The following is a 12,482-nucleotide window of genomic DNA, read 5'->3' on the forward strand; positions in this document are numbered from 1 at the left end:
CAATAATCTTGCTGCTGGTTTTTCGTCTTCTATTATAATTATATTCATTTTTTTTTAGAGTTGTAAAGTAACTAAGGTACTAAGCGACTTAGTCACTTAGCTACTTAAAAGTTATTCCCAATTTCGTTTTTTTTCTTCTTCCATATATTCCTTAATTTTTCGCTCTTCCCAGTTATTTCCTAAAATCATTCCAGGTAAAAAAACGGATAACCCATGAGCTAATAAACCAATTCCCCAAAAGAAAGCTGTTATAAAATTATGCCATTGAAAATAACTTTCTCCTTCTCCTAAATTTTGATAATTAATTATAACAAACATTAAATTTATTACAAGATAAACTAAAGCATGAGTATAAAATCCTTTGATCCGTTTTACTCTTTTTAAAGCTTCATAATATTTAGCGTCTTCTGGACTTGTTGGAATATAATTCTTAAAATCTTTTCTATCCATTCTTCTTTGTATTCTATCTCCTATACTCATCTTATTGAAATTTTTTATTAGACTTTTCTTCTTCCATAAATTGTTTCATCTTTCTCTTTTCCCATTCTTTATTAAAAAAAGGAAAAAAATTAAAAACCCTCATGGCATGAAAAAACACACCAATTCCCCAACCTAACAATGTCCAAATAAACCATAATACTTCTGGTGTATATTTAAGATTGATGTAAATCATTACAATCATTACTATAACATAACTTAATAAATGACTATAAAATCCTTTTAATTCTTGTACTTGTTTTTTAGCATTTTGATAGCTTTGAAAATCATTGTTTGTTTCCATAATTAGTTCCATTTTGATTCTTCTTTATTTTCTTTTTGCAATATTTCTTGAATTTTTTTCTCTTCCCAAGATTTTCCATATCCGAAAGTTTCAAAAGCATGAAAGGTTAGACCCAATCCCCAACCTAACATTGGAAACCAAAACCATTGAAAACTTGATGTGCTTAAATTAATTATGATAAGAATTGGAATAACACAGCAATAAGAAATTAAATTACCGTAAAAACCTTTTAACTTTTCTACTCTATCTTTAGCTCTATCGTAAGCTGTTTGTTCGTTGTAGTTATATGTTGCATCCATGACTGCTATTTGTTTTGTTAATATTGGAAGCTTTATTCTGAAATATTCATTAGTATCTTCTACTAGAACATTTCTCTTAGTTAAAATTGCGTATCGACTTACAATATTTTGAAGTCCAACGCCTCTTCTATCTTGTAAAACTTCTTTTATTTGTTTGTTGTTTTCTACTATTAATTCGTTATTCTTTATACTTATTTTGATGTGTAATGGTTTTTTCTCACTTACAATATTATGTTTGATTGTGTTTTCTAACAATAATTGTAAGGATAATGGAACTACTTTAGCATCTTCGTCATTAAAATCTTCTGGAACTTCGTAAGAAATACTGTCTTCAAAACGCATTTTTAATAAGTTCATATAGGTTTTTGCGAAAGCTAATTCTTCGGCAACTGTAACTAATTCTTTATCTTTTTGTTCCAAAACATATCTATAAATTTTAGATAATGAAGTGGTGAACTTTTGAGCATTTTCCGGATTTTCTTCAATTAATGAACTCAAAACATTTAAACTATTGAATAAAAAATGAGGATCAATCTGGTTTTTTAGACTTTCGAACTTAGCTGAAGCTGTTCCGGCAATGATTTTTTGTTCTTTTACTCTATTTTCTTGAAAAGCTTTATAGAAATAAAAAGCATGAATTCCTAAAGTAACTATCAATGTAATTATAATTGATACAATATAATTAGAAGCTTTCTCACGCATTAAAAACTCTTGGAAAGGAATTTTTTCAATCAAAACATCTTCCACAATACGCATTAAAAAAATAGTAAAAATTGAAATGAAAAACGAAAGTACAAATCCAATTAAAATCCTTCTTTTATCAAATCTGTTTTTCTTAAAAACCCCATCTAAATACATAAAAACAAATGAGTTGGCATAATATAAAGAATATCCATAAAGCATGGTTAGAAGAAAATTCCATACTAAATTTTCATTAAAACTAATAGTTCCTCCTGAAACTATTCTTAACAGCATTAATGCAATAAAAACAGTTAATGAAATATATGTAGCTCTTGGAAATTCTTTAATATACTTATTCATTTTTTTTACTTTTTAATTACAATCCGCTGAAACTTCTTTAGCTCTATCTAAACCCCAATTTGGATGAAATGGTGTTTCTGGTTGAAAATTTTCAAACAAAGGTATTGATTTTGCAATTTGTTCGCACATTGGCGTTGTATCTTGACCAAAATATTTTGCTGAACCCATTTCAAATTCGGCTTTCAAAAACATTACTCTTGGGTTTTCTGGTGCTAATTTTTCTGCTTTAGCATAAACTCCATTTGCCATTCCTGAATACTTCATTCCGTTTGTCATTGGGTCAGAAACAATCCAACCTGAGTAGATTAATCCTTGAACCACTAACAATTCAGCATTTTGACTATCTTTCTTAAATTCAATATCTAAAGCATTTTGAGCTTTATTTAACAATGATTTAAGTTCTTCTTTGTCTTGTGTTTGAAAAGAGGCTAAAGCATTAATAAGTGCTACATAATAGTTTGGCAACCATTCTTTTGATTCTGCTGAAGCAATGCGTTCAAATGTTGCTGAAGCTTCTGTGTTTTTCCCTTCTGACCAAAGTTTCATTGCTTTTGCCATTCCGGTTTCATAATTTGTTTGTGCTGAAACTAATCCACAAACTAAAATTGCGATAAATGTGATAATTTTTGTCATGATATTAAAATTTAAAGTTAGTATTTCTTTTTTGATAGTACAAAGTTGCATCAGAATGTTATGATTTTAAAATTGGAATTACCGAACTGTTGAATATTGAGGATGAATTGTTGTTTTAAGTGATTAGTGTTATTTGAATTGACTAACTACTAATAACTATTCACTAGTTACTTCTTTATAAATTATCCAAATTATTAGTCTTTTTATTATCACTAATGGTCCAAAAGAAACCTACAAAAATGAATCTACTAGCTGGTTGTGTAATGGCTTGACGTTGGAATTGTCCATTTAAATCAGGTGAATTAGCATAATTGTATCCAAAAATAGTATTTGTTCCTATGGCATTTGAAACTGAAAGGAATAGTATTTTTTGTTGTGATAAAAGATAAGCCCAGCTAAAACTTAAATTATTGTAAGACTTCGTTTGCTCATTCATGAATTCTGAACTATTTGGATTATCATAAGGTCTTCCTGAATTGTATGAATATGTTCCACTAATTTGTGATTTTAACTTTTCAACCCAATATTTTGTGACTAATGAAAAATTATGTTTTGCAATAAAACTTGGGGTTACGTTAGTTTCATAATTTTTATAATCTCTTTTTGAATCAATAAACGAATACGAAATCCAATACTCTAAATTTTTAATGGATTTATTATCTCTCCAAAACAAATCGATTCCTTTAGCAAAACCATAACCGTTATTATTAAAATCACTATCAAATTGAGCAGATGAAGTATTGTACTTAACCAAATCATTATAATCTTTATAATAAGCTTCAGCTCTGAACATTTTACCTTCTTTATTGTACATATAATTCAGAATATAATGTGATGTGTTTTCGTAATTCAAATTAGAAGTATATTTCAAATAACTTTGATTTGGTGTTTGGTTAAAAGTTCCATAAGCTAAAGAAAATTGGTTGTTTTCAGCAATTTTATAAGCCATTGAAATTCTTGGTTCAACCACAAATTTCTTTACAATAGAAGCATTTGAACCTCTTAATCCAACATTCATAGCTAGTTTTTTAGAAAAGAAGATTTCGGTTTCGGCAAACAAAGCCCCTAAATTATTATCATATCCGGAAAGAAAACAATTGGCTTCATTTCCTTTAAAAAATTCATCAAAATTGGTATGAAAATAATCTCCTCCAAAATTTAATTTTATTCTATTGGTCAAAAACTGAGTAAACTTCAATTTATAATGTAAACTTCTCTCGTTATTATCAACTTTATCGTTAGCAATATTGATTTTATTTTGACTGTAACCATAACTTAATCCTGTTTGTAACTTTGTGTTTTCAGCAACATAACCAACAAAAGAAGAATTTAAATAGAAGTTACTATTTGTCATATCAACTCGAATTTTATCTTCAAAATTGATGTCTTTTTGATTGATATCGAAATTAGTTTTATCAAAAGCAGTGTAAACTTTTAGTAATCCTTTTTTAATTTTAGTTCTAAAAATACTTTCACCCGAAAATACTTCAACAGGTTTATTCCAATCTAAATTTTGAGGAATAATTGCTTGATAAGGAGCTAAATTTATGTAACTCGTGTTAAAAGTTATCGAACTATTTTCCCATTTCTTTGTTTTTCCCAAACCAGCACCAACAGTCATTATTGAAATATCAGTTTGATCTTGTAAAGGTTCATCAATAGTGTTTAGTAAAAGTACACTTGAAAGGGCATCACCATATTCAGCACTATAACCACCCGTTGAAAATGTAATTCCATCAAACAAAAACGGAGAAAATCGTCCTCGTGTTGGCACATTATTTGCTGTTGCACCATAAGGTTGTGCTACTCTAATTCCATCTACATAAGTTTGTGTTTCATTTGATTCTCCACCACGAACAAACAAACGACCACTTTCTCCAACAGTTTGTGTTCCTGGTAAGGTTTCTAAGGCTCCTATTATATTTCCTACAGAACCAGCTGTTGTGACAATATCTAAAGGCTTTAAAGCTGTAACCTTACTGTTATCACCAGCTTTAAATGTTCCTGCTGAAACTACAACGGCGTCTAACGTATTCAAATCGTCCTTTAAGTTGAATATTTTAGGTTGATAGTTCTCAACTTCAATTTTCACTATGAGAGTTTCAAAAGAAATAAAACTGATTTGTAAAATTTGATTTCCAGAGGAAGTAGTTTTAAATGAAAATTCTCCGTTTTCATCTGTAATTGTTCCATCATAAGTTCCTTCTAAAAACACATTAGCTGCTATAATTGGATTCTTTTGCTCATCAATGACTTTTCCCTTCAAAGTGGTTTGAGAGTAACTTAAAAGAGTTATAAATGTGATTAATAAAGTTAAAATAGTTTTCATCTTTTTAATATTAGTTAGTTTGATGAAGCAAAATTGTAGTAAAATCAAACCAATTAAAATTAACATATTCTGAACTGTTGATTTTTTAGGATGAATTGTGTTTTTTTTGAGGTTATGGGTTATGAAAAATATTTTTTTAATTGAAATTGATTTTTGACATTGAAATTGATTTTTGACATCGAATTAGTACATTTACAAAAACATTACTCATGGATTACCAACAAATATTAAACTCAATATATAACGAAGTTAAGCTACTAGAAAACAAGGGTTCTATTGCTGAATACATTCCTGAATTAGCCAAAGTTGATGCTTCTAAATTCGGAATTTCATTAATTGACAATAAACAAAACATTTATAATGTAGGAAATGCAACTGAAAAATTTTCTATTCAAAGTATCACAAAAGTTTTTACAACTGCATTAATTTTTTCCAAAATAGGCAATGATTTATGGAAAAGAGTCAATTTTGAACCTTCTGGAAACGCGTTTAATTCGTTAGTTCAATTAGAATATGAAAACGGAATTCCAAGAAATCCTTTTATAAACGCAGGAGCTTTAGTTATTGCTGATTTAATGTTAGAACATTTTGAAGATCCAAAAACATATTTTTTAGATTTTGTAAGAACATTGGCGAATTCAAAGTCAATAAATTATAATTTAGAGGTTGTAAATTCTGAAAAAGAAACTGGTTTTAGAAATGCTGCATTAGTAAATTACATTAAATCTTATGGAAATATTAAAAATAACCCAGAAGATGTTTTAGATTTTTATTATCATCAATGTGCCTTAGCCATGAGTTGTGAAGAACTAGCCAAAAGCTTTCAAGTCTTTTCAAATAATGGGATAAATCCATATAATAACGAGCGTTTACTTACTTCAAGTCAATGCAAAAGAATGAATGCCTTAATGCAAATGTGTGGCTTTTATGATCAAGCTGGTGAATTTACTTTTAAAGTAGGCTTACCAGGAAAAAGTGGCGGTGGCGGTGGCGTTACTGCCGTGTTTCCAAACAATTATACCGTTGCCGTTTGGAGTCCAAAATTAAATAAGAAAGGAAATTCGGTTTATGGATTAGAAACTTTAGAACGATTAACTACTATTACAGAAGCTTCTATATTTTAAAAAAATCTTATCAACAAATGTATATTTGACAAAAGTAGTTTCTTAAATATTACTTACTTTTGCAGTTCATAAAATTTCAAACAAATGATTTATAAATTTAGAGCTATATTAGATACTAAAGAGGATATTTTTAGAGATATTGCAATAGAAAAAACAAACACTTTAGAAGATTTACACAACGCAATTGTTAACGCTTTTGGCTTTGATGGAACCGAAATGGCTTCCTTTTATATGTGTGATGATGAATGGAATCAAGAATTTGAAATTCCTTTATTTGACACAGGTGATGATTCTGATGATGTTAGACCTATGAATGAGTTTATCCTTGAAGATAATATAGACAAACATCATACAAAAATTATTTATGTTTATGATTTCTTAAACATGTGGACTTTCTACGTGGAATTAGCCGTAATTGAAGATGAAAAACAAGAAGGATTAATTTATCCAGCTTTATTATTTTCACAAGGTGAAGTGCCTTTAGAAGCTGATGACAAATTATTTGAAGCTGAAGGTGGTTTAGAGGAAGAGGATTACGACGAAAATGATTTAGACATGTTCGAAGGTGATGATAGCTTTGAAGATTTTGGTTTCGAAGAAAATTGGAATTAGTCTTTTGAGAAGAAAGAAACAAGAAGCAAGAACAAAGAAATAACTAATTTAAAAACAAAATAGATTTAAGAAAGTGGTCTTTTCTCTTTCTTCTTTCATCTATTTTCTAAACAACAAAATGATAAACCTTTTCAACGCCCATATAGACAATCTTTCCATTCATAGAGTTGGAAATAAAAGCCGTAACGAAGCTATTTTTTTATCTGAAAATCCATACCGATTAAACGATGAGATTATGCCTTTATTGAAAGAATATTTCTTTAAACCTTTTCGTGAAAAAGAAGAAAATTACTTTCAGTTTGCACATGATGTAGATTTAGAATATAATGACATGTTCAACTTAGCTACTGAGATCTTCAGCAATCCAAGTGAAGTACATAACATTTCAAAAAAAATAACTTCTCACTTATTTGAGCAATCAAATCATCCACATATTAAGAATGGTGAAGTTTATGTAGCTTACCTTTCAAATGTATCAATTGACAACAATGTTGTGGATGCTATTGGAGTTTTCAAAAGTGAAATCCAAACCGATTTTTTACAATTTGAAGAAAACGGAAGCAGTTTGGAAATGATTTTACAACAAGGAATCAATTTAAATAAATTAGATAAAGGTTGTTTGATTTTCAATTACAAAAAAGAAGAAGGTTATAAAATATTAACCATTGATAGCAACAGATATGATGCTCGTTATTGGTTAGAACATTTCTTATCTGTTGATGCTTTTCAGGATGAAAACTTCATGACTAAGAAATATTTAAAATTCTGTCAAGATTTTGCTAAAGATGTAGTTTTGCCAGCAGAAGACAAACAACAAGAGGTTTTATTCATGAATAGAGCCATCAATCACTTTGCCAAAAACGATGCTTTTGAAGAAACAGCTTTCTTAAATGAAGTAATGGAAAACCCAGAATTTATTCCAGAATTTAAAAATTACAAAGTAGATAAAGGTGAAAAATATAGTATAGAAGATGTAACTGATTTTCCTATTGCAAATGCTGCTGTGACCGATGTTCGTAAGAAATTAAAAAACACCATTCATTTAGATACAAATGTTCAAATTAAGTTAGATTTCGTAAATTCTGATTCAGCTCAAAAATTTGTTGAAAAAGGTTGGGACGAAGAAAAACAAATGTATTATTACTTAGTTTACTTTAATAAAGAACAAAAAAGCTAGTATTTAGTTTTTAATAAATAATGTTCAATAAAATAAAAATCCTCAATTACGAATAAGTGGTTGGGGATTTTTTTTATATTTGAAGTAAATCCAACAGAAATCATGACAAAAATAGAACTACAGAAATTCATTGAAGAAAAATCGAATCGTCAAATTGTATTAAAAGACCGTATGAAACTTTTAACTACTTTAGATGAAGATTTATCAAGCTCTAAAATTGGTCGTTGGTTTGGAAGTGCTTATTTATCTACAAAACGTTTTATTACACTTACATTAGGAATTATTCTTATTTTAGGTTCTGTGTTGTTTTTCTTTTTTCCTCAAATAATTGTCAAAGATGAAGCTGTGAAAAATGAAATCATTCAGGATTACAAAGACAACTTTGCCTTAGAAACAGGTTCAGCTTTACAGGTTAAAATAAACGAAATTGCTTCTAATTCCAATAAATCTAAATCTACTCTATTAATTCAAAATTTAGATAAATCTATTGGCGATTCTATTAAAAGTAATGCTAAGAACAAATTTCAATTTATGGCAATTTTAGGATTAATTCTTGGAGTTGTTTCATTATACATAGCACGATTAACTAAAAAAATCAGCTCAAGAAATACTAAAATTTCTGATGCTGAAAAATTAACCCATTCTATTATTAAAGACTACTCAGTTACTATTGAGGAAGAAGATAAAGAACTTCAAGTTTTGAGAGAATATTTGAATACTATGATTTAAAATCACCTTTTTATTAATTCCACTAAATAGATAAAGAGTCTAATTATTAGATATACTCCTATCATAACAAGACCAATTCCAGTAGTTTGAAGTTTAAAAGACAAACCTCCTATTTTATTTTATTTTTTTGATTTTTGATAATAATTAATTAGTTGAATCCCAAGGTAAATTAAGATAACTGCTAAAATAAATTCTAAAAAATTCATCTTATTTAAACTTCTTCATCAGGAAAAATTTTCCCTGGATTTAAAATATGATTAGCATCAAAAACACGTTTAATACTTTCCATAAGTTCTAAATGCGTTTTTGAAAACGCTATATCCATATAATTCTTTTGTACATAACCAATTCCGTGTTCTCCTGAAAGTGTTCCTTTTAAGGCAACTGTTAATTCGAAAATTTCTCTGATTCCTTTTGGGATTTCTTTATTCCATTTATCATCAGATAAATCTCCTTTTATAATGTTTACATGTAAATTTCCATCACCAGCATGACCATAACAAACCGATTTAAAACCGTATTTCATGCCTATTGCTTTTATTCCGTTTAATAAAGCTGGTAATTCATATCTTGGAACAACAGTATCTTCTTCTTTATAAATTGAATTTGATTTAACAGCTTCTCCAACAGCTCTTCTCATTTTCCATAAAGCATTCTTTTGTTCTTCTGAATCTGCAAATAAAACCTCATCAATTTCATACTGCTCTACAACTTCTAGAATTTTTTCGGCTTCTTGTATTAGAATTTCAGGATAATTTCCATCCACTTCAATTAATAAGTGTGCCTGAATATCATCATTAATTTGAACACTCACTCCATCAATATATTTCATTGTCCATTCTAAAGCATCACGTTCCATAAACTCCAAAGCACTTGGGACAATTCCTGCTCTAAAAATGGCTGAAACTGCCTCACATGCTTGCTCTGCTTTATAAAAAGGAACTAACAACAACACATTGTGCTTATTGGCTGGAATCAGTTTTAAAACGATTTTGGTTATTACACCTAAAGTTCCTTCGCTTCCAACCATTAATTGCGTTAAATTGTATCCTGTTGAGTTTTTTAATGTGTTTGCTCCTGTCCAAATGATTTCACCATTAGGTAAAACGACTTCTAAATTAAGAACGTAATCTTTGGTCACACCATATTTTAAAGCTCTTGCTCCACCTGCGTTTTCGGCTACATTTCCACCAATCCAACAACTTCCTTGACTACTTGGGTCTACTGGATAGGATAGGTTTTTTTCTAAAACAGCTTCACGCAAAACTTGAGTAATTACTGCTGGTTCAACTGTGACTTGAAGATTTCTCTCATCAATTTCAATGATTCTATTTAAACGTTCCATAGAAAGACCAATTCCTTTTTGAACACATAAAGCTCCACCACTCAATCCAGTTCTTGCTCCAATTGGTGTTACAGGAATATAAAATTCATTAGCTACTTTTAGAATTTCAGAAATTTCAAAAGCATTAGCTGGTTTTAAAACGACACTTGGTGGAAAAACATAATCTTCTGTTTCATCATGACCATAATGCTTTCTGGTTTCTTCATCCGTAAAGATGTATGATTCGCCAACAATATTTTTTAATAAATCGTATATATTTTTCTTTAATTCCATTTTTTTTCGTTTAAAAATTTAATAAAATCCAATACCAAAAAGCTAAAGTAACAAAGGATAACGGAATTCCAATTCCAACCATCATACTACTTAGTTTTGGTTTTAATCCATAAGTTGAAGCCAAAATTGCTCCCGTAATCATTGGAGCCATTGCAGATTCTACTATTGAAACATCAATCATCAATCCTGAAGCACCAAATATTTTTTTATACAAAATAAAGAAAAAAAGTGGTGTAATCATTAATTTAAACAACAATCCTAAAGTAAGAAAACCCCAATGTTTACTATTTCTTTCTATTTTTAGCTGTAAACCAACAGCAATCAATGCAATAGGTGTAACTGTGCTTCCAATTCTTTGAAAAACTGATTGGAAATCTACAGGGAAATCTACATTAAAAACATTCAATAAAACGGCAATAGCAAAAGCGATAAAAGGAGGAAAAAATAAAATTTTCTTAACAATTGCATTTGCGCTTAATTTTTCTCTCGAAAATAGTGTCGCAACAATAATTCCAAAAGTTGCCATGACTACAAATGTTCCTGGCTGATCTATTACAATTGCCGTTTCAATTCCTTTAGAGCCATACAAAGCCTCAATAACTGGAAACCCAACAAACGATGTATTTCCTAATCCTGCAGTTAAAATTAAACAACCTGTCAGTTTTTTAGACCAACCTAAATATTTACCTAACGTATAAAAAAATAAAAAAGAAAGACCAAAACCTAACCAAGCAACTCCTAATGGATATAATAAAGCTGTAGATATTTCAATTTTTGGAATATAATACAAGGCTAATCCAGGTAAGGAAACATAAATAACAAACTGATTTAAAACAACATGCATGTTCTTAGGTAAAGATCTAGCATATTGAAAGGAAATACCTATTAGTAAGCAGATGAAAATTAGAAGAATATTATCCATTAGATTTTTATGAAGTACAAAGTTAAAAGCATTATTTGATTATTAAATGGAAAGTCCTTTTTTTTCAAAAAAATTGTACATTTACAGAAAGAGACAATTTTTGGAAGAACAACCTAAAAAATCAGCCTTATCAGAAGTTAACGGCATCAGTCAACCTGATTCGTTAAGCAATGCTGTGGCTAAAAGAATTCAATTAAAACGAAAAATTATACCTTCTGCTACTGAATTAATTGAAGCCATTAAAAACGGTGACAAAATTGCTTTAAGCAGAGCCATTACTTTGGTCGAAAGTACAAATCCAGAACATTTAGAACGCGCAAATGAAGTAATTAATGGTTGTTTGCCTTATGCAAATAAATCCGTTAGAATTGGAATTACAGGTGTTCCTGGTGTTGGAAAAAGCACCTTTATTGAAGCTTTTGGAACTTATTTGACTTCCATTGGTAAAAAAGTAGCCGTTTTGGCTGTTGACCCAAGTAGTTCTATAAGTCATGGGAGTATTTTGGGTGACAAAACCCGAATGGAAGAATTAGTGAAAGATGAAAATGCTTTTATTCGTCCAAGTGCATCTGGAGATAGTCTAGGTGGTGTAGCTAGAAAAACTCGTGAAAGCATTATTTTATGTGAAGCTTGTGGTTTTGATACAGTAATTATAGAAACAGTTGGTGTTGGGCAAAGCGAAACCGCTGTGCATAGCATGGTTGATTTCTTTTTACTCCTTAAGATTGCTGGTGCTGGTGATGAATTACAAGGAATTAAGCGTGGAATCATGGAGATGGCTGATACAATTGTAATCAACAAAGCTGATGGCGATAATATTTCAAAAGCAAAATTAGCTAAAGCTGAATTCAACAGAGCATTGCATTTATTTCCAGCTAAAAGTAGCGGTTGGATTCCAAAAGTAACGACTTGTAGTTCTTTTGAAAAAATCGGTATTGACAATGTTTGGAAAATAATTTCTGAGTATTTTAATTTAGTAAAGGAAAATCATTTTTTTGAAAAGAAAAGACAAAGTCAAAATCAATTTTGGATGATGGAAACTATTAACGAACAATTAAAAAGTAACTTCTACAATCATCCAGAAATCATAAAACTATTAGAAGAAAATAAAAAAGCCGTTCAAAACAATGAGGTCTCTCCTTTTGCAGCGGCTAAGCGTTTGTTGGAGAAGTATTTTGTTTTATAAAAGCAAAAAACCCCAATGAAATATATCATCG

At 29.5% G+C, this 12,482-nt stretch carries 12 protein-coding genes; 5 read left to right on the top strand and 7 right to left on the bottom strand.

Annotated elements, in window-relative coordinates; translation table 11 throughout:
* Positions 1-111: 111 nt before the first annotated feature.
* From AACZ53_RS02060 to AACZ53_RS02080, 5 genes are all read right to left on the bottom strand, one after another.
* Positions 112-480, bottom strand: coding sequence for a 2TM domain-containing protein (locus AACZ53_RS02060; protein ID WP_339834214.1), 369 nt, complete (start codon positions 478-480; stop codon positions 112-114).
* Between the two features lies 1 nt (position 481).
* A complete protein-coding gene (locus AACZ53_RS02065) occupies positions 482-781 on the bottom strand; it encodes a 2TM domain-containing protein (RefSeq protein ID WP_339834216.1) in 300 nt (99 codons plus the stop codon).
* A 2-nt stretch (positions 782-783) separates the two neighbouring features.
* Entirely contained in the window at positions 784-2,121 is a 1,338-nt protein-coding gene (locus AACZ53_RS02070) for a 2TM domain-containing protein (protein WP_339834219.1), read from the bottom strand.
* Positions 2,122-2,133: 12 nt separating this feature from the next.
* A complete protein-coding gene (locus AACZ53_RS02075; RefSeq protein ID WP_339834222.1) occupies positions 2,134-2,754 on the bottom strand; it encodes a hypothetical protein in 621 nt (206 codons plus the stop codon).
* Positions 2,755-2,929: 175 nt separating this feature from the next.
* Positions 2,930-5,083, bottom strand: coding sequence for a carboxypeptidase-like regulatory domain-containing protein (locus tag AACZ53_RS02080; protein WP_339834224.1), 2,154 nt, complete (start codon positions 5,081-5,083; stop codon positions 2,930-2,932).
* A 209-nt stretch (positions 5,084-5,292) separates the two neighbouring features.
* Here AACZ53_RS02080 and AACZ53_RS02085 point away from each other — a divergent pair, with 209 nt between their 5' ends.
* From AACZ53_RS02085 to AACZ53_RS02100, 4 genes are all read left to right on the top strand, one after another.
* Positions 5,293-6,207, top strand: a complete 915-nt coding sequence (locus AACZ53_RS02085) for a glutaminase (RefSeq protein ID WP_339834227.1) — start codon at positions 5,293-5,295, stop codon at positions 6,205-6,207.
* 84 nt (positions 6,208-6,291) lie between these two features.
* On the top strand, positions 6,292-6,819 hold the full coding sequence (locus tag AACZ53_RS02090) for a hypothetical protein (RefSeq protein WP_339834229.1): 528 nt from the start codon (positions 6,292-6,294) through the stop codon (positions 6,817-6,819).
* Between the two features lie 118 nt (positions 6,820-6,937).
* Entirely contained in the window at positions 6,938-7,996 is a 1,059-nt protein-coding gene (locus AACZ53_RS02095) for a nucleoid-associated protein (RefSeq protein ID WP_339834231.1), read from the top strand.
* 102 nt (positions 7,997-8,098) lie between these two features.
* Positions 8,099-8,725 (top strand): hypothetical protein, encoded by a 627-nt coding sequence (locus AACZ53_RS02100; protein WP_339834234.1) that lies wholly within the window; start codon positions 8,099-8,101, stop codon positions 8,723-8,725.
* A gap of 211 nt (positions 8,726-8,936) precedes the next feature.
* Here AACZ53_RS02100 and AACZ53_RS02105 read toward each other — a convergent pair whose 3' ends face one another.
* Positions 8,937-10,343 carry an FAD-linked oxidase C-terminal domain-containing protein gene (locus AACZ53_RS02105; RefSeq protein WP_339834236.1) on the bottom strand — a complete coding sequence of 469 codons (1,407 nt, stop codon included), beginning with the start codon at positions 10,341-10,343 and terminating at the stop codon, positions 8,937-8,939.
* A 10-nt stretch (positions 10,344-10,353) separates the two neighbouring features.
* Positions 10,354-11,265, bottom strand: coding sequence for an AEC family transporter (locus AACZ53_RS02110; RefSeq protein WP_339834238.1), 912 nt, complete (start codon positions 11,263-11,265; stop codon positions 10,354-10,356).
* Positions 11,266-11,338: 73 nt separating this feature from the next.
* Between AACZ53_RS02110 and meaB the strand changes: the two genes are divergently transcribed.
* A complete protein-coding gene (gene meaB / locus AACZ53_RS02115) occupies positions 11,339-12,451 on the top strand; it encodes a methylmalonyl Co-A mutase-associated GTPase MeaB (RefSeq protein WP_339834240.1) in 1,113 nt (370 codons plus the stop codon).
* Positions 12,452-12,482 lie beyond the last annotated feature (31 nt).

It is taken from the genome of uncultured Flavobacterium sp., from assembly GCF_963975005.1.
Taxonomy (GTDB): domain Bacteria; phylum Bacteroidota; class Bacteroidia; order Flavobacteriales; family Flavobacteriaceae; genus Flavobacterium.

Coding starts and splice junctions, on each gene's coding strand:
- AACZ53_RS02080 (WP_339834224.1), bottom strand. CDS start 5,083: ATGAAAACTATTTTAACTTTATTAATCACATTTATAACTCTTTTAAGT.
- AACZ53_RS02095 (WP_339834231.1), top strand. CDS start 6,938: ATGATAAACCTTTTCAACGCCCATATAGACAATCTTTCCATTCATAGA.
- AACZ53_RS02065 (WP_339834216.1), bottom strand. CDS start 781: ATGGAAACAAACAATGATTTTCAAAGCTATCAAAATGCTAAAAAACAA.
- AACZ53_RS02070 (WP_339834219.1), bottom strand. CDS start 2,121: ATGAATAAGTATATTAAAGAATTTCCAAGAGCTACATATATTTCATTA.
- AACZ53_RS02110 (WP_339834238.1), bottom strand. CDS start 11,265: ATGGATAATATTCTTCTAATTTTCATCTGCTTACTAATAGGTATTTCC.
- AACZ53_RS02075 (WP_339834222.1), bottom strand. CDS start 2,754: ATGACAAAAATTATCACATTTATCGCAATTTTAGTTTGTGGATTAGTT.
- AACZ53_RS02100 (WP_339834234.1), top strand. CDS start 8,099: ATGACAAAAATAGAACTACAGAAATTCATTGAAGAAAAATCGAATCGT.
- AACZ53_RS02090 (WP_339834229.1), top strand. CDS start 6,292: ATGATTTATAAATTTAGAGCTATATTAGATACTAAAGAGGATATTTTT.
- AACZ53_RS02085 (WP_339834227.1), top strand. CDS start 5,293: ATGGATTACCAACAAATATTAAACTCAATATATAACGAAGTTAAGCTA.
- AACZ53_RS02060 (WP_339834214.1), bottom strand. CDS start 480: ATGAGTATAGGAGATAGAATACAAAGAAGAATGGATAGAAAAGATTTT.
- AACZ53_RS02105 (WP_339834236.1), bottom strand. CDS start 10,343: ATGGAATTAAAGAAAAATATATACGATTTATTAAAAAATATTGTTGGC.